Origin of the sequence: Pseudomonas sp. GM21 (assembly GCF_000282215.1) — a bacterium.
In the GTDB taxonomy this organism is placed as follows: Bacteria; Pseudomonadota; Gammaproteobacteria; order Pseudomonadales; family Pseudomonadaceae; genus Aquipseudomonas.
This window is the reverse complement of the sequence record NZ_AKJS01000146.1, coordinates 15,413-32,936: the sequence shown is the minus strand read 5'-3', so window position 1 is coordinate 32,936 and position 17,524 is coordinate 15,413. Positions and strand designations below refer to the sequence as shown.

The window sequence follows — 17,524 nt, the reverse complement described above, 5'->3', positions numbered from 1 at the left end:
CTATGGAATTGCTCGACTGGTCACAGTTGACTGGCGAATTCCGTAACTTCAGTTCGATCCATGAGTTTGATTTTTGAACCACTGAACCCTCGAAACAAACGCTGATGCGCGAAATACCCACTCGACCCTTCGCGTCGACGATAGCTCCCGGCCCACTCCAGCAGGGCGATCAATCTCTCGTCGTCCTGTTTTTCTCTCTGGCGAATATTGGCAACGCAGCTTTCATCATCCACACACAACCAGATCAGCGCCGTTGCCCGGTGCATAAGCTCGCTGACGATCCAGCCATAAACACCTTCGATCACCCACTGTTCTTCATCGGCCGCAACCCGCGCTATGTCCAGTACTGCGGCATATGGGCGGGCGATGCTGTGTTTGTCCGAGAGCCAGTGAATCTTGTCGAGATCGATCCATGGCACCTTGAGTTGAGCGGCCATTCGTTTCGCCAGCCAACTTTTGCCTGAACCAGAGTTGCCGATGATCAGCGTGCGGGTGAGGTTCATGGAGAATCGCCGTTTCAGTCGTCATGTTCAGGCGCAACCATCCGGGTCTTGGGCGAGCCGTTTGAGTTGTGCTGATAAATGTCCTGGGGTTGTCCTTTCTCATTGAAGAACACCTGGCCGATGCCTGCCGAATTCCATAGCCGTTCGCCGGCCTCGGCATGTTCGGGGGTGTGCGGGACGATGCGCATGCGGCGGCGTTTGGTCAGCCAGTTCAGTGGCGAACGCGGCGAATAGAGCCAGCGATTGAGGCGGTCGAACCATTCGAGCAGTCTGGGCGGGAATTCGTTTTTGATGCCGCTGCTGGTGATCTGCCAGATTTTCGGGCCGCCCTTGCGGTGTCGGATAAACACTTCGTAGACGAAGGAATAATGCACGTCACCGGACAGCACCACGTAGTTACCCGGTGTGCGCGAGTGTCGGAAAATGTTCAGGATCACTTGGGCCGCGCCGCGATGGGCCATCCAGTTTTCGGCGTCCACCAGCAGGGGATAACCGAACCAGCTGAAGACTTTCTGCACGGTTTCGATCAGTTTGACGCCGAAGATCGGCGCGGGTGAAACGATGATCGCCGACGGGTGATCCAGCAGCTCCTGTTGCAGTTCGCAGAGGGCTTCCCAGTCCAGCAAACCCGACGGTAGCTTGAGGTTCATCTCGCTGCGCCAGCGCCGGGTGCGGGTATCGATCACCACCAGCGCGGGCGTGGTGGGCAGCACGTATTGCCACTGCTGAAATTTCAACAGCGTGTCGATCAAATCATCCTGCACCGGACTGTCGAGGTAACGATCGCCCCCGGTGGCGCTGAGCAAACGGGTTTTTTCCAGAATGTCGCCAAACGCATCCGGGTTGTTGCCCCAGCCCTGGCACAGCATGTAGGCGATCAGGGCGTTGCCGATGATGCGCTTGGAGAACGGATGGCCGTAGGCCGTTTCCTCCCATTGCGCGGACAGATTCCAGTCGTCGGTAATGTCGTGGTCGTCGAAGATCATCAGGCAAGGCAGGTGCGCCATGGCCCGTGCGGCACCGCCCAGGCCCGACTGGAAGTCATCGATACAGGTTTGTTCAACGGCATAGAGTTTTTGTCTTGCGAGCGTCAGCGCGGGAGGTTGCGGATTGATCAGTGTCCAGGGCGTCGGCGACCAGACCAGCAGGTACATGGCCATCACTTCGGCGAAGGTCATCAGGTGATTGTCGGCATTGCTGCTGGTGAAAATCGGTTTACTCGCGCCGCCGAAAAATCGATCCCGCAGGGTTTCGTTGCTCTTGAGCGCCGGTAACAAATCCGCACGGTGGTAGTAACTGGCCGGATGTTCGTAGAGTTTGGCGCTGTCGCTGACCACGGCGCCTTCGAGGCACTCTTCAAACAGCCCCAATCGCTCGATCAAGGCATGGATCGCCCGTAACATCGGGCCCGCCACATCGTCGGCGTAAACCTGGTCGCCGCTCATCATCAACAACGCCGGCCGCTGCGAGGCGTCCTGTTCCTCGGCCAATACACGGTCGACACAGAGCAAACCATCGGTGGCCGGGTAGTGCGGTTTGCGGCAGGAACCATGCAGCAACTGATCAATGCGCGAGCGCAGGACAAAGTTCGGGCGACGCGCATCGCCGTAGAGCAGATGCGGGGCCCACTCGGCGACGCCCGTCATCGCGTCATCGATCAACAGGTCGTACTCGATCAGTGTGTCGCAGGGCAGGGCCGTCGCCAGCGGCACATCGATCAAGTGGATAAACCCGTGAGTGCCGATCGGGATGACCGTGCACTGTCCGGCATCCAGACGGATGTCGTCGCAGTCTTGCAGACGCAACGTCAGCGACAATTCGCGGGATCCGACCAGCCACATGACCAGCCGTGCAGGTTCCAGTCGCCGCAACAGCGGGCCGACCAGCACCGGAGGCAGTGAATGGCAATCGTCAGGCAATGGCAGAGATACGGACATCCGGGTTCAAGGCTCTTGGTGCACAGGATGGCGATGATAGCTCAGGTGGTCGCCTTTTCCTGTTAAGCGGGAGCCGCGATTTCTCACGACCCCACGCCCAAGAGTTTGTGTGAGCTTAAGCCTCCCAGCCCGCCCCACTGACAGCCGCTTGTGCCAGTGGGTGCATGTCCGCCCCCTGATGCTCCGTTTGCCAGGCCAGCAATTCCTTGCGCATGCCAGGCGTCCAGTACATTTTCAGGTGATTACGCACACCAAGCACGGCGGTTTGCTCGTCCGGTTCGCTGGCGAAGTACTGGGCGATCTGGTTGACCATTTTGATCAGGTTTTCAGTGCTCATCGGCGTACCTCCGCTTTAGCGCCACGGGCATGCCGGCGTTCCTTGAGCAAACGGTCCTGTTCATCGCTGAACGCCTGATAGCGTTTTTGCCACTCGGAAGGGTGGTAGACACGGCTAACCTCCACGGCGGTAACCTTGTACTCCGGACAGTTGGTGGCCCAGTCGGAGTTGTCGGTGGTGATCACGTTGGCCCCCGACTCAGGGAAGTGGAAAGTGGTGTACACCACGCCCGGTGCGACCCGTTCGGTGACCCGCGCACGCAGGACGGTCTGCCCGGCGCGGCTGCCGATGCCGACCCAGTCACCCTCGTTGATGCCACGACTTTCGGCGTCGGTCGGGTGGATTTCCAGGCGGTCTTCGTCGTGCCAGGCGACGTTTTCGGTACGCCGGGTCTGGGCACCGACGTTGTACTGGCTGAGGATGCGCCCGGTGGTCAGCAGCAGCGGATAGCGACTGTTGACCTTTTCCTCGGTGGGCACGTAGCCGGTGAGCATGAACCGCCCCTTGCCCCGCACGAATTGTTCGATGTGCATGGTCGGCGTGCCGTCGGGTGCCGCAGCGTTGCACGGCCATTGCAGGCTGCCGTGGCGATCCAGTTCGGCATAGCTGACGTTGGTGAAGGTCGGCGTCAGGCTGGCGATTTCATCCATGATTTCTGATGGGTGTTGGTAATTCATCGGGTAGCCCAACGCGTTGGCCAAGGCCACGGTGCCTTCCCAATCGGCCTTGCCGCCCAGCGGATCCATGACCTTGCGTACCCGCGAAATGCGGCGCTCGGCGTTGGTGAAGGTGCCGTCCTTCTCCAGGAACGAAGCGCCCGGCAGGAATACGTGGGCGAACTTGGCGGTTTCGTTGAGGAAAATATCCTGCACCACCACGCATTCCATGGCCGACAGGGCAGCGGTGACGTGCTGGGTATTCGGGTCGCTCTGAGCGATGTCCTCGCCTTGGCAATACAAGCCCTTGAAACTGCCGGCCAGTGCAGATTCGAACATGTTCGGAATACGCAGGCCCGGATCGGGTTGCAGCGTGACGTTCCACGCCTGTTCGAACTGCGCCCGTACCACTTCGTTGGAGATGTGCCGGTAGCCGGGCAGCTCGTGGGGAAAGGAGCCCATGTCGCAGGAGCCCTGAACGTTGTTCTGCCCACGCAGCGGGTTCACGCCCACGCCTTCGCGACCGATGTTGCCGGTGGCCATGGCCAGGTTGGCGATGCCCATGACCGCGGTGCTGCCTTGGCTGTGTTCGGTGACGCCGAGGCCGTAGTAGATCGCCGCGTTGCCGCCGGTGGCATACAGGCGAGCGGCGGCGCGGATGTAGGCAGGCTCTACGCCGCAGATGTCGCCAAGGACTTCCGGCGCGTTTTCCGCACGGCTGACAAACTCGCTCCAGCGGGCGAAATCACTGCCCTCGCAACGGGCGTCGATAAAGCTCTGATCGAGCAGGCCTTCGGTGACGATGACGTGGGCCAGGGCGTTGAGCATGGCGACGTTGGTGCCCGGGCGCAGGGCCAAATGATATTCAGCGCGGGCATGCACCGAGTCCACCAGATCAATGCGGCGTGGATCGATGACAATCAGTCGAGCACCTTCACGCAGGCGGCGTTTGAGCTGGGAGGCGAACACCGGGTGCGCATCGCTGGGGTTGGCGCCCATCACCAGGATCACGTCGGCCTGCATCACCGAGTCGAAGCTCTGGGTGCCGGCGGACTCGCCCAAGGTTTGTTTCAAACCATAGCCGGTCGGCGAGTGGCAGACCCGCGCACAGGTGTCGACGTTGTTGTTACCGAACGCGGCGCGCACCAGTTTTTGCACCAGATAGGTTTCTTCGTTGGTGCAGCGACTGGAGGTGATGCCACCAATGGAATCGCGGCCGTATTTTTGCTGCAGTCGGCGGAATTCGCTGGCGGCGTAGGTCACCGCTTCATCCCAGCTGACTTCCTGCCAAGGGTCGTTGATGTGCTGGCGGATCATCGGCTTGGTGATGCGATCCGGGTGAGTGGCGTAACCCCAGGCGAAGCGCCCTTTGACGCAGGAGTGGCCGTGGTTGGCCTGACCATTCTTGTCCGGAACCATGCGCACCAGTTGATCGCCTTTCATCTCGGCGCGGAACGAGCAACCCACGCCGCAATAGGCACAGGTGGTGATCACGCTGCGTTCAGGCTGACCCAGCTTGACCACGCTTTTTTCCATCAGGGTCGCGGTGGGGCAGGCTTGCACACAGGCGCCGCAGGACACGCATTCCGAGTCGAGGAAATTATCGCCACCGGCGGCCGCGACCCGGGATTCGAAACCGCGCCCGGTGATGGTCAGGGCAAAAGTGCCCTGGGTTTCTTCGCAGGCACGCACGCAGCGGTTGCAGACGATGCACTTGCTCGGGTCGTAGTCGAAGTAGGGGTTTGAGGTGTCCTTCACGTCGGCGAGATGGTTGTCACCTTCATAGCCGTAACGTACTTCCCGCAAGCCGACCTGACCGGCGACGGTCTGCAGCTCGCAGTTGCCGTTGGCCGAGCAGGTCAGGCAGTCCAGCGGGTGATCGGAGATGTACAACTCCATGACGTTGCGGCGCAGGGTCGCGAGCTTCGGCGTCTGGGTGTGCACGCTCATGCCTTCGCTGACCGGCGTGGTGCAGGACGCCGGGTAGCCGCGCATGCCATCGATCTCCACCAGACACATGCGGCAAGAGCCGAAGGCTTCGAGGCTGTCGGTGGCGCACAGTTTTGGAATCGTGGTGCCCATCAACGCAGCAGCGCGCATCACCGAAGTGCCTTCAGGGACGCTGATGCTGCGGCCGTCGATGTTCAGGGTGACTTGCACCTGGCTGTCGCGGGCCGGAGTGCCAAGATCGATGTCGGTATTCGGGTCGAAGAGAGTGATCATTGGTCGGCCTCCGAAGATTGCAGACCGAAGTCGGCGGGGAAGTACTTGAGGGCGCTGGCGACCGGAAAGGAAACCATGCCGCCCAAGGCGCACAGCGAACCGTATTGCAGGGTGTCGCACAGGTCCTTGAGGATGATCACCTGCTCATCGCGACCGTTCTGATCCGGCGCGGCCAGCAAGCGGTCGATCACCTCCACGCCCCGGGTCGAGCCGATGCGGCAGGGCGTGCATTTGCCACAGGATTCCTCGGCGCAAAACTGCATGGCGAAGCGCGCCATGTGGGCCATGTCGAGGCTGTCGTCAGCCACCACCACACCACCGTGACCGAGCATCGCGCCGATACCGGCGAACGCTTCGTAATCCAGCGGCGTGTCGAATTGCGAAGGCGGCACCCAGGCGCCGAGCGGGCCACCGACCTGGGCGGCTTTCAGCGGTCGGCCACTGGCGGTGCCTCCGCCGTAGTCTTCCACCAATTCCCGCAGCGTCAGGCCGAAGGCCCGTTCCACCAGGCCGCCGTGACGAATATTGCCCGCCAACTGGAAGGGCATGGTGCCGAGGGAACGGCCCATGCCGTAGTCGCGATAGAACTGCGCGCCCTTGGCCAGAATCAGCGGCACCGAGGCCAGGGTCAGCACGTTGTGCACCAGAGTCGGCAGGCCGAACAGCCCCTGCAACGCGGGAATCGGTGGCTTGGCGCGGACGATCCCACGCTTGCCTTCGAGCGAGTCCAGCAGTGCGGTTTCTTCACCGCAGATGTAAGCACCGGCACCGACACGCACTTCCATATCGAAGGCCAAGCCGCTGCCGCCGACATTGGCGCCGAGGTAGCCGTTAGTGCGGGCAATCTCCAGCGCCTCGTTCAGCGTGGCGATGGCCTGTGGATATTCCGAGCGTACATAGATGTAGCCGTAGCTGGCGCCGACGGTGATACCGGCAATCGCCATGCCTTCGATCAGCAGGAAGGGGTCGCCTTCCATCAACATGCGGTCGGCGAAGGTGCCGGAATCGCCCTCGTCGGCGTTGCACACAATGTACTTCTGCGCCGCCTGGGTGGCGCGTACCGTGCGCCATTTGATCCCGGCGGGGAAGGCTGCGCCGCCACGGCCGCGCAGGCCCGAATCGAACACCGCCGTTGCGGTCTCATCGCCGCCAATAGTGACGGCCCTGTTTAAACCCTCGAAACCGCCGTGGGCCCGGTAATCGTCCAGCGACAGCGGCCGGGTGATACCGGCGCGGGCGAACAGCAGGCGTTGTTGAGACTTGAGATAGGGCAGCTCTTCTACAAGACCCAAGGCCAGCGGATGAGCGCAGGGCTCGCCTTGCAGGGCATCGAGCACGGACGGCACATCTGCTGCGGTCAACGGGCCGAAGCCGATTCGACCTTGCGGGGTGTCCACTTCCAGCAGCGGTTCCAGCCAGTAGAGGCCGCGAGAACTGGTGCGTTGCAGGTCCTGACTGATAAGGGCCAACGCCACCTCATCGGCACCGACGGCACGGGCCAGGGAATCACAGGACAGATAGAGGCTCATACGTCCTCCCGGCAAGCGTCGAGCAGGGCATCCAGACGCTCGGCACTCAACCGCGCATGCACCTGACCATCCAGCTCCAGCGCTGGCGAACAAGCACAAGCGCCGAGGCAATACACCGGACGCAAACTGATATTGCCGTCGGCGCTGCTGCCGTGGTCGTCCAGTTGCAGGCGTTCGCGCAACTGCGCAGCGAGCTGCTCGGCGCCGCGACTCTTGCAGGACTCAGCCCGACACAGACGCAGAATATGCCGAGCTGGCGGCGAGGTACGGAAATCATGGTAGAAACTGATCACCCCGCGAATCTCCGCCTGACTCTGATTGAGGGCGTGGGCAATCTCGGGGATGGCGGCATCGGGGATGTAACCGATACCGGCCTGAATCTCATGAAGAATGGGCAACAGTGCGCCGGGGGTGCCCTTGTGGCGCTCCAGCAGGCTGTTGACCATCGGCAGGTGCAACATCTCATCAGGCATTCAGCAATCCTCACGGTCACGGACAAACCAGGCGGTCGTCGGTCGTCCGAAAGTGTCGGCTGCGGCACTCACACCACGTCACGGTATCGTGGCATTGTCAGGCCGTTGGCCAGGGCACCCTGAGCGGGCATCTTGTTGTACCCGGCGCGGTCTTCGCCGCACCTCAAAAGGGCATTAAGGGAGCTTGCCACGCGGCTATTGATTCGACTGCACCAAAGCGACGTGTTTGGTTCTTTCTACGACTACCCATTAAGTCTAGACGAGGCCCAGCCCAAGGCGTCGTACGCAGCTCGTACTCGGAATTTACATTCAAAAAAAGGGAATGACAGATGATTGATTTCAACAACAAAGGCTTCTTCAAACTCAAGCAAAACGAAGAATACGCAGAACGCGTCAGCGCGCTGCTGCTGGAAGGGGAGCAAGTCATCGACTCCTACAAATCCATGCGCGACGGCGTCGTGTTTACCAACAAACGCATCATCGCCGTCAACGTGCAGGGCATCACCGGCAGCAAAAAAGACTTCACCTCGCTGCCCTACAAAAACATCGTGGCGTACTCAGTGGAAACGTCCGGGACGTTTGATCTGGACTCGGAGCTGGAGATTTACTTTTCGTCGTTGGGCAAAGTGAAGTTTGAATTCACCGGCAAGACGTCGATGGTGGAAATCTCAAAACTGATTTCCCAGCACGTGCTTTGATCTGAACACTAAAAAGCCCCGAAAGCTCGGGGCTCCAACTGACTAAATGTAAATCCAATGTGGGAGCGAGCCTGCTCGCGATAGCGCCAGTTCAGCCAACATCAACGCTGAACCTACCGCCGCCATCTAGCAGCCCACTCCCCATTTTTCAACCGCTACCCTTCAGACGTTCCCGCCGTCCGCTCAGGCGCCGCCGCAGAACCCCGACCCCGCCCAAGCACCTTCACCGCATCATCAACCACCGCCTTACTCATCGCCGTCAAATAATGCGCAGCCCAGGCATGGCGATCGGTGTCTGTGGCGTAGGCGGCATCTTCGTTCAGCTTCTTGGCGAGAAACAGAAAGTCAGAAGCCATGGCCAATGCATCGCCGAGGGGAACGCCACGAGTGACATGGAAGAGCGGTTGATCTGCGCAGTAAATGGCAGGTGTTAGGCCGATGGTTTTCAGCTCGGATTGATCGGTCATTGGCCACCTCCGATGATGGAGGTGCGGTGGGAGAGGGTAGACAGTGGGGCGTTACGCAACCGGGAGTCGCGTTGAAGGAAATGCCAAATTTCGTACGGATTGATGCTGCGCATTATCAGACTCCTTGATATATGGAGCTGCCAGATTCGTTACCACACGAATGGGTGACAGCTGTGCGCAGGGTGGTAAACCGGGAATCAAGGAAACCGGCACGCCCGAAGGCGTCCCACGCACAGCCGCCATGACTCACGCCGCAGGCATAAAAAAAGCGCCTGATGACGTGTCTGGGGCGCTGTTGCGCCTTGAATAACTCGGGTTACCACACCCGGTCGCTGAATTGGCAGCGACGGTGGGAGAGTATCGTGCAGATCCGCTTCCTGCAACCTTTGAAAGCTCCTGACTCGTGCGCAACTTTCCCTGCAATTCAATAGTTTTAGGCTGCGAAGAAAATATCCCTACGGCTATTTCGGAACCCTCTGACATTTCCAATTTCGCGGCCTTCCAGTATCGTTCCAATCACCGAAGGCTCGACAAAGCATGGGCGTATTCAAAAGGACATTATCAGCGACAATTGGGCAAGCATGTACTTGTAAGCTAGGCTCTGGAAGCATAATCCCGATACTGGTGTTTAATTCTCACTATTAGGTTTTTGCCGCTCAACGGTGGAATGGTGAGCTCGCAGGAAGGGGGGAATGTAGGAGCAAAATTGAGTCGCTTGAAGAATTTGTGCAAGTCTTTCAGATTTTCAACGTTTGGGCGTTTCTATTCAGGAATTAAATAATAATATGAATTATTTTATTGATACTGCTGTGAACATCGAAGGTAACAGCAGGTTGCGCACACCACAAATCGAAGCGTACCTAAAAATAAAATCTTTTTTTTGTGTTCCGGAGAATAAAGAGGCTTTGGTAGTCCTTCCTACGGGTACTGGTAAAAGCGGTCTTATTTCTATTGCTCCTTTTGGTACGTGTAGTGGGCGGGTTCTCATTGTTACTCCTGGGCTAGTTACTAAGGATAGTATTAGGAAGACTCAGGAGGCGTTGTATGATAATTTTTGGATTAATTTCGATGTTTTATTCAATCATCAAGACTTGCCAGTTACGGTTGAGTACTCTACGGGGTTGCTCAGGCAGCATCTGGATGATAGCAATATAGTGTATTCGAATATTCAGCAGCTCACAAATAGTAGAGGAGCTTCTCTTGTTGATGCAGTTCCTTCGGATTATTTTGATTTAATAATAATTGACGAGGCGCATCACGCTCCGGCCGATAGTTGGAAACAGTTGCTAGGGTATTTTGGAGCTGCAAAAAAACTTTTTGTAACGGGCACACCCTACCGTGGCGATAATCAAGAACTCCCTGGTGCTCTTATCCATGAAACGCAACTCTCAGAAGTAATGAGGGATAAATATGTAAAATGGTTAAGGAAGGAGACGGTCAGCGCGCACTCGCTGTTCTTTACAATCGCTGATTATCCCGGGCGAAAATTTACTCGGGATGAGGTGATGGAACTTAAGGATAAGGAGTGGGTAGAAAAGAGCGTTGCTTTGTCAGAAGAGTGTTCAAAGGATGTAATTAATCATAGTGTTGAGAAGTTGAAGGAACTCAAAAAGCAATCTCCCAAAGTGTCACATAAGATTCTCGCTGTCGGATGCAGTATTGCGCATGCTGAAGACTTGAAAAAATGGTATGGCGAACTAGGTTTGCCTGTGGCGCTTGTACATAGTCAAATGGATTCGGCAGATGTTTTGTCTGAGTTCCGGAAAATTGATGCGCATGAGGTTGAAGTAGTAGTTTCTGTGAATATGTTGATGGAGGGGTATGACCACAAATATCTTACCATTCTTGCCTTATTTCGACCTTACCGAAGTATTAATGCCTTTGCGCAAATTGTAGGGCGTATTCTTCGAGCGATTCCTGTCGAAGAGATCAGTGCATTTGAAATCGATAATAATGCCCTGATCATCTACCATCAGGAAACAGGCCTTGATGAAATGTGGCATATTTTTCAGCAAGAAGTAGATAGAGCAAAGCATCAGAGGACAAGAGAGTACGAGTTTTTGGAGCGTGACTATCTCGAACGCGATAGCTCATTGGGCGGAGTCGTCACCGAGGCTATTTTTTCAGGTAATGCCGAGTCCTATTTAGATGATTTGGACTTTAATCTACTGTTTAAGCAAAAGCGTCAAGAAATTAACGAGGCGGCAGAAGCTCAGCTTACAGAGATTCAAAAGGCAGGCAACTTTGATGAGGAGACTCTCAAACGTTTAAAAGATGTGTTGGTGGACGCAAAAACTAAAGAAGTATCACAATATATTGATCCGAATTTGATTGAGAAGAGGCCTGCCCTAGCCCGTCAGCAGCTTCGTAAAATATTAGCGAAGAAAATTCAGGATGAGTCCGCAAGCTTGTTATCTGATCGTGGGTTGGAAGATAAAGGAGTAGAACTAAGTAGGACTTTCAAAAAGATTGTAAGTTATATTAATCTGGATACTCCCAATGATGGTGTGCTTGTAATTTATATCAATCACAAGCTATACTCCCGCTTCGGTAAGCGCGAGGCCTTAGAAAATAAGGCCTTAATGCAAGCTTTAGATTATGTTCCAGCTATAGTGGAAGAGTTAAGAGGTATGCTCCGATGAATGTTTCTTTGGATGAATCGGTCCAGGGCTTGCTTGATCTACATCTAACTCGGGGTGTTCAGCCTTCCGATCTTGCTGATAATTTGTTTGATGTAGAATATACTGATTACGCCTTGAAGAGGAGAGGTTCAGTTTTGACTCTTGAACTCTCTTATCAAGAAGAGTTAGAGAGCTTCTCTCAGAAAGTTTGTATGCGCTACACTTATAGTATGGAAAGATATCTAATTAGGGTTGAGCAGCGTGTCGGTTCTAGTAAGTTTTCTGTCCAGTGGTGTAGGGATGCGGCTATAGCGAAAGCGATTGCGGACGTTACTCGATGTCTGTCTAACGCTGGATTGACAGCCAAGGCGATCAGTGAGGTGCTTGATACGTTGCCTCAAGATTTGATTAGTTCAATTGGTGAGCGTTTGAAGCTAGTGGCTTGATTGTGATTCTGAATGGAACGCCCGGTGCAAGGCTGGGCTTTTTGTTTTCTGTGTTTATTGATATATAGCTTTTTAGTGATCTATATCGCTCTCGTTTTGGATTGTGGACATTGATTTAATGCTTGTAAAATAAATCAGGTCCTTTTCAATTCTTTGCCGAAATCTACTGCGAACTTTATGGCTCCAGTTCCAGTTTTTTATCCATACCATCCAACTGCTTCTAGCGTTAATTCTAAGCGCATTTCCACCTTTCGTTGAATCGCCTCAATGTTCCCTGGCCCACTAGTAACTTAAATATCGCTGGTTGTCGCTCACAATCAGATCTTCACGTAAAGTCGGAATTTGATCACTCGTCTAGTAACAACTTTTAAGTTGTAATTGAAAGTGGTCTCGCAGTTATAATTTTAAGTGGCTTGGTGAAAGTTTAACTCCAGTCATAACCTTCAAACTCTACATCATGACTCAGTAGTCTTGCGGTCTTCATGCCCATTAAATTTTCACGCTCAAGGAAGTACACCATTAGCTCACTAAAATCTGTCGGCATTTGTGTATTTGGGCCGGTGCCGTATTTTAGGAATGCCGAATGAAACTCCGGATAAGCTTTGGCGATATATGTTTCATTGTCTTTTAAAGAAATTAGTCCAATTAGTGCTTTATCTTGGAAAATATCCGCGAGTCCTTCCTTTGAAAAGGTTGGGTGCCCTAGCTCAGCGGACCTGGCGATCAGAATAGTTCTTAAACACCACGCAAGTCTTTTGTTGAGGAGATAGTAGTCTTGAATATTTTTAGCGTGTGCGATCAGTGCGTAACCCAGTTCGCTTGCATTTGAAATTTCGGTGCTATAACTTTCTTTTTTTATAAAACTTCTTCTGATTTTATCAAAGATGTTTCCCGGGTCATATATTACTTTGGCTTCTAGGCTGATGTGCATGAAAAACAAGTCGCCACCCTCTGCTCTAGAAATAGCTTGAGCCAAAGGGTAGCAAGCAATGTTAGTGGTGCCCTCCACTATCATTTCATATCGTTCATCATCAGTGACCGCAAACAGGTCTGTATCTGAATCTACAGAATGATCCTCACGAGCACGACTTCCATATACGACAAGTGAAAGAATAGGCATTAATTAACCCTACTTATTCTATTAATCAGCGTAGGTACTAGTACTGCATACCACCAGAGACCAAAAAAGGCGTTAATTCCGTACAGTGCTTGGATATTAACTGGGTTGTCGGCGCTAGCATATTTTGTATAGCCTACCAAAAAGGTAATGTCAAAACCTTTTATGAGCCCTTTTTGAAAGTCGTCAAGCATATAGCCATATAAAATTCCAAATGCAAGAGTTAGTAGAATTCCAATTATTGCTGGTCGTGCGATGCTTTTGCCCCAGCAATTAACAAATCCGGACATGTTTAGCAAAAGTAGTTCAAGGCATGCAGCTAAAAAATTCATCCCGTGGCCTACAAAACCCTTCCCATGCATGATTTCGTATTTCGACTGATGAAGTTTGCTCTTTAGCGATTGGTTTAAATATGTTTTGACGGCGCCATAGTATGCGTCATCATCACCATGGTTTTCAGCGTTTTTAAGTAGCGTTCGAGAAAATTTAGCCTTGGTTCCTTCTAATCTCATTTTCTGATAGCTTGGGTTCTTGCTGTACTTAGATAAGATTTTTTTGTCAAGGTTTGTATAGGCTGCACTTATAAATTTATCGGGATTTGATATTAGTGTGTTCGGCAATTTTGTCTCAGTGCCAGACAATGTGATATCAATCCATTCGCATTCGTAAAAAATACAGTCTTGAAATTCCGCCATTGTAAAAGAACAGCGATCGAATTTACACTCGCTAAATTTTACCCCTCTCCAAACACCACCGCCGAAGTCGCATTTAGTAAAGCTACACTTGCCAAACGATATTTCATGTCGAGAAACTTCGCTAACGAACTCGCCATTAAAATCACATTCGTGGAAGTTTATTGACTTGCAGTTAAATCTACGTAATGATTTTTTCTCAATATACTCTAATAATCCAGTTGAAGTAAATAAAAGTTGGCTGGGACCTTTGTTGTTCGTAAAGTCCCAGCCGTGCGGCGTTAAATGCAAATTATGACCAACAAAAATAGAGTCCCAGTAAGACTTGCTTCTTTTTTGAAAGCCTATTATTACGGGCTTTTTTTCGGGCTCTCCAGGTGCTGCAATATCTACTAGATCTCTCACTTTGCGCTCCATGCAGCCTCTAATAGGTGCGGGTATAATCCTCTCACAGCCCACCGATGAATCCGAACAATTCTGTGGGAGAAGGAGACGGTTTTATTCTTGGATAATACATATCGGCCCGACTCGGGCGCTTCCGCTTCATAGGTCGCCCGTCTTCATTCATTGAATGTCTTTCAAATAATCCTTGAGCGCACCGAGCGCGGGATCAAACTCCGCTATCGTCTGAACACTGGAAAATTCAGCCGCCAACCTCTGCAATTCCTGTCCCAGCGGCTTATCAACACCGCCGATGGCTTCCCGCGCCAACCCCACACATTCATCCACCTTCAAATGAATCCCCTCAACATCCCCCCGCCGCACCAACAACCCAAAAACCTCCCGCTCATAATCACTCATCAGCAAATCATCCCGAAGAATCGGACTCGAATCCTCCGTCTCATAAGCAAGCTTGAGGCAGAACAGGGCGACGGTTTCCAGCAGCAGTTCCATGGGGTGAATCCTTGAGAGGGGTCGTACCGGCCAATAATACGAAGATCAAAAGCTCGCAGCCTTCGGCAGCTGCTACACGACAGCGGTAAGCAAGCTCACTTTTCTGTGGGCGAAAAAAAAGGCCTTGCTAAGCAAGACCTTTCTTAATTTTGGTGCCCCGAGGGAGACTCGAACTCCCACTCCTTTCGAAAACGGATTTTGAATCCGCCGCGTCTACCAATTCCGCCATCAGGGCTCAATGGCCGCGGAGTATAGAGATGAGATAACCGTTGGTCAATCAGGTACATGGAGAATTTTTGATATTTCCGCTAGACTTCCCGGCCCTGCTAGACGAACCCCATCATGCGCGTTGCTGACTTTACCTTCGAGCTCCCCGATTCGCTGATCGCCCGCCATCCTTTGGCCGAGCGTCGCAACAGCCGCCTGTTGACCCTTGATGGGGTCAGCGGCGCCCTGGCACACCGTCAATTCACTGATTTGCTTGAGCATTTGCGCCCAGGCGATTTGATGGTGTTCAACAATACCCGGGTGATTCCGGCGCGGCTGTTTGGCCAGAAGGCTTCCGGCGGCAAGCTGGAAATCCTGGTCGAGCGCGTGCTCGACAGTCATCGCGTGCTGGCGCATGTGCGTTCCAGCAAGTCGCCGAAACCGGGTTCCAAGATCCTGATTGATGGCGGTGGCGAGGCCGAGATGCTGGCGCGTCACGATGCGTTGTTTGAGTTGGGGTTCGCCGAAGAGGTGTTGCCGCTGCTCGACCGCGTCGGGCACATGCCGTTGCCGCCTTATATAGACCGCCCGGATGAAGGCTCGGACCGTGAGCGTTATCAGACGGTCTACGCCGAGCGCCTGGGCGCTGTGGCGGCGCCGACGGCGGGCCTGCATTTCGATCAGCCGCTGATGGAGGCGATTGCCGCCAAGGGTATCGACACCGCGTTCGTGACCTTGCACGTCGGCGCCGGCACGTTCCAGCCGGTGCGCGTCGAGAAGATCGAAGATCACCACATGCACAGCGAATGGCTGGAAGTCGGCCAGGACGTGGTGGATGCGGTGGCGGCCTGCCGCGCTCGCGGTGGTCGCGTGGTGGCCGTGGGGACCACCAGCGTGCGTTCGCTGGAAAGCGCTGCGCGCGATGGCGTGCTCAAGCCGTTCAGTGGCGACACCGACATTTTCATCTACCCAGGCCGACCGTTTCATGTGGTCGATGCTCTGGTCACCAACTTCCATTTGCCCGAATCCACGCTGTTGATGCTGGTTTCGGCGTTCGCCGGTTATCCCGAAGCCATGGCTGCTTATAAAGCGGCCGTCGAGCATGGATACCGCTTTTTCAGCTACGGTGATGCGATGTTTATCACCCGTAACCCCGCACCACGTGGCCCTGAGGACAAAGAATGAGTCGCCAAAGTCGTATGTCGTTTGAGTTACTTGCTACTGACGGCAAGGCTCGTCGCGGTCGTTTGACCTTTCCACGCGGCACCGTAGAAACCCCGGCCTTCATGCCGGTGGGCACCTACGGCACCGTCAAGGGCATGTTGCCGCGGGATATCACCGCCACGGGCGCGGAAATCATTCTGGGCAACACTTTCCACTTGTGGCTGCGTCCTGGCACTGAAGTGATCAAGAAGCACGGCGACCTGCACGATTTCATGCAGTGGAAAGGCCCGATTCTGACCGACTCCGGTGGTTTTCAGGTGTTCAGCCTGGGCGCCATGCGCAAGATCAAGGAGGAGGGCGTGACCTTCGCTTCTCCGGTCGACGGCGCCAAAGTGTTCATGGGCCCGGAAGAGTCGATGCAGGTTCAGCGTGACCTGGGCTCGGACATCGTGATGATCTTCGACGAATGCACCCCGTACCCGGCTGACGAAGACGTCGCTCGCGTGTCGATGGAGTTGTCATTGCGTTGGGCCAAACGCTCGAAAGAAGCCCATGGCGACAACACGGCGGCGCTGTTCGGCATCGTTCAGGGCGGCATGCACCAGGACCTGCGCATGCGCTCCCTGGAAGGCCTCGACAAGATCGGCTTTGATGGCCTGGCCATTGGCGGTCTGTCGGTGGGCGAGCCCAAGCACGAAATGATCAAGGTGCTGGATTACCTGCCGGGTCAGATGCCGGCTGACAAACCTCGTTACCTTATGGGCGTTGGCAAACCGGAAGATCTGGTTGAGGGTGTGCGCCGCGGTGTGGACATGTTCGATTGCGTGATGCCAACCCGTAATGCCCGCAATGGGCATCTGTTCATTGACACCGGCGTGCTGAAGATCCGTAACGCGTTCCATCGCCATGATGATTCGCCGCTGGATCCGACCTGCGATTGCTATACCTGCCAGAACTTCTCCCGTGCTTATCTGCACCATCTGGACAAGTGCGGCGAAATGTTGGGTAGCATGTTGAATACCATCCATAATTTGCGCCATTATCAGGTGCTTATGGCTGGTTTGCGCGAGTCTATTCAACAAGGTACATTGGCCGCCTTTGTCGATGCCTTCTACGCCAAACGCGGGTTACCTGTTCCGCCTTTGGACTGAGTTTTCTGACCCCAAGATCCAACATTTGCAACTGGAGTGCTAAATGAGCTTTTTTATCTCTAATGCCATGGCTGACGCTGCTGCACCTGCTGCTGCGGGCCCAATGGGTGGCGGCTTTGAGTGGATTTTCCTGGTTGGTTTCCTGGTCATCTTCTACCTGATGATCTGGCGTCCACAGGCCAAGCGCGCCAAAGAGCAGAAGAACCTGCTGGGCAGCCTGCAAAAAGGCGATGAAGTTGTGACCACCGGTGGTATCGCCGGCAAGATCACTAAAGTGGCAGACGATTTCGTTGTTCTGGAAGTTTCCGACACCGTCGAAATGAAATTCCAGAAAGGCGCCATTGCCGCCACGCTGCCAAAAGGCACGCTAAAAGCGATCTAAGTTTCAACTTCTACTCAATCGACGGGG

Annotated in this window: 16 protein-coding genes and 1 tRNA gene; 6 read left to right on the top strand and 11 right to left on the bottom strand. The window is 54.5% G+C overall.

What is annotated here, in order from left to right:
- Positions 1 to 20: 20 nt before the first annotated feature.
- From PMI22_RS05350 to PMI22_RS05375, 6 genes are all read right to left on the bottom strand, one after another.
- Positions 21 to 503 (bottom strand): adenylate kinase, encoded by a 483-nt coding sequence (locus PMI22_RS05350; protein ID WP_007948204.1) that lies wholly within the window; start codon positions 501 to 503, stop codon positions 21 to 23.
- A gap of 14 nt (positions 504 to 517) precedes the next feature.
- Positions 518 to 2,440 carry an alkaline phosphatase D family protein gene (locus PMI22_RS05355; protein ID WP_007948203.1) on the bottom strand — a complete coding sequence of 641 codons (1,923 nt, stop codon included), beginning with the start codon at positions 2,438 to 2,440 and terminating at the stop codon, positions 518 to 520.
- A 115-nt stretch (positions 2,441 to 2,555) separates the two neighbouring features.
- The gene (locus PMI22_RS05360; protein ID WP_007948202.1) at positions 2,556 to 2,777 is read right to left on the bottom strand and encodes a formate dehydrogenase subunit delta; all 222 of its coding nucleotides are present in this window, start codon (positions 2,775 to 2,777) and stop codon (positions 2,556 to 2,558) included.
- Entirely contained in the window at positions 2,774 to 5,656 is a 2,883-nt protein-coding gene (gene fdhF / locus PMI22_RS05365) for a formate dehydrogenase subunit alpha (RefSeq protein ID WP_007948200.1), read from the bottom strand. Before fdhF ends, PMI22_RS05360 begins: the two co-directional genes overlap by 4 nt.
- Complete coding sequence (locus PMI22_RS05370; protein WP_007948199.1) at positions 5,653 to 7,185, bottom strand: formate dehydrogenase beta subunit; 1,533 nt, start codon at positions 7,183 to 7,185, stop codon at positions 5,653 to 5,655. Before PMI22_RS05370 ends, fdhF begins: the two co-directional genes overlap by 4 nt.
- Positions 7,182 to 7,658: a formate dehydrogenase subunit gamma gene (locus PMI22_RS05375; protein WP_007948197.1), complete on the bottom strand. Its 477-nt coding sequence runs from the start codon at positions 7,656 to 7,658 to the stop codon at positions 7,182 to 7,184. The genes PMI22_RS05370 and PMI22_RS05375 overlap by 4 nt, the downstream gene beginning before the upstream one ends.
- 329 nt (positions 7,659 to 7,987) lie before the next feature.
- Here PMI22_RS05375 and PMI22_RS05380 point away from each other — a divergent pair, with 329 nt between their 5' ends.
- Positions 7,988 to 8,356, top strand: coding sequence for a PH domain-containing protein (locus tag PMI22_RS05380; protein ID WP_007948195.1), 369 nt, complete (start codon positions 7,988 to 7,990; stop codon positions 8,354 to 8,356).
- 155 nt (positions 8,357 to 8,511) lie between these two features.
- Here PMI22_RS05380 and PMI22_RS05385 read toward each other — a convergent pair whose 3' ends face one another.
- A complete protein-coding gene (locus tag PMI22_RS05385) occupies positions 8,512 to 8,823 on the bottom strand; it encodes a DUF3077 domain-containing protein (protein WP_007948194.1) in 312 nt (103 codons plus the stop codon).
- Between the two features lie 785 nt (positions 8,824 to 9,608).
- On the opposite strand from PMI22_RS05385, the gene PMI22_RS0129730 reads away from it, so the two are divergent.
- Together PMI22_RS0129730 and PMI22_RS0129725 are read left to right on the top strand one after the other, a co-directional pair.
- On the top strand, positions 9,609 to 11,465 hold the full coding sequence (locus PMI22_RS0129730; RefSeq protein WP_033049631.1) for a DEAD/DEAH box helicase: 1,857 nt from the start codon (positions 9,609 to 9,611) through the stop codon (positions 11,463 to 11,465).
- Positions 11,462 to 11,890, top strand: a complete 429-nt coding sequence (locus PMI22_RS0129725; RefSeq protein WP_033049629.1) for a hypothetical protein — start codon at positions 11,462 to 11,464, stop codon at positions 11,888 to 11,890. The genes PMI22_RS0129730 and PMI22_RS0129725 overlap by 4 nt, the downstream gene beginning before the upstream one ends.
- Positions 11,891 to 12,314: 424 nt before the next feature.
- Here PMI22_RS0129725 and halB read toward each other — a convergent pair whose 3' ends face one another.
- The 4 genes from halB to PMI22_RS05405 form a co-directional block, all read right to left on the bottom strand.
- The gene (gene halB, locus PMI22_RS05390; protein WP_007948190.1) at positions 12,315 to 13,010 is read right to left on the bottom strand and encodes an anti-phage Hailong system nucleotidyltransferase HalB; all 696 of its coding nucleotides are present in this window, start codon (positions 13,008 to 13,010) and stop codon (positions 12,315 to 12,317) included.
- The gene (gene halA / locus PMI22_RS05395) at positions 13,010 to 14,116 is read right to left on the bottom strand and encodes an anti-phage Hailong system effector protein HalA (RefSeq protein WP_007948189.1); all 1,107 of its coding nucleotides are present in this window, start codon (positions 14,114 to 14,116) and stop codon (positions 13,010 to 13,012) included. Before halA ends, halB begins: the two co-directional genes overlap by 1 nt.
- Before the next feature lie 147 nt (positions 14,117 to 14,263).
- A complete protein-coding gene (locus PMI22_RS05400) occupies positions 14,264 to 14,593 on the bottom strand; it encodes a hypothetical protein (protein WP_007948188.1) in 330 nt (109 codons plus the stop codon).
- Between the two features lie 150 nt (positions 14,594 to 14,743).
- Positions 14,744 to 14,828, bottom strand: a tRNA-Leu gene (locus tag PMI22_RS05405).
- A gap of 107 nt (positions 14,829 to 14,935) precedes the next feature.
- Here PMI22_RS05405 and queA point away from each other — a divergent pair.
- Genes queA through yajC form a run of 3 tightly spaced genes read left to right on the top strand, consistent with a single transcriptional unit; the run spans position 14,936 to position 17,497 of the window.
- Positions 14,936 to 15,985: a tRNA preQ1(34) S-adenosylmethionine ribosyltransferase-isomerase QueA gene (gene queA / locus PMI22_RS05410; RefSeq protein WP_007948187.1), complete on the top strand. Its 1,050-nt coding sequence runs from the start codon at positions 14,936 to 14,938 to the stop codon at positions 15,983 to 15,985.
- A gap of 14 nt (positions 15,986 to 15,999) precedes the next feature.
- Positions 16,000 to 17,115 (top strand): tRNA guanosine(34) transglycosylase Tgt, encoded by a 1,116-nt coding sequence (gene tgt, locus PMI22_RS05415; protein ID WP_162131657.1) that lies wholly within the window; start codon positions 16,000 to 16,002, stop codon positions 17,113 to 17,115.
- Between the two features lie 43 nt (positions 17,116 to 17,158).
- Complete coding sequence (gene yajC, locus PMI22_RS05420) at positions 17,159 to 17,497, top strand: preprotein translocase subunit YajC (protein WP_003185175.1); 339 nt, start codon at positions 17,159 to 17,161, stop codon at positions 17,495 to 17,497.
- Positions 17,498 to 17,524: the final 27 nt, after the last annotated feature.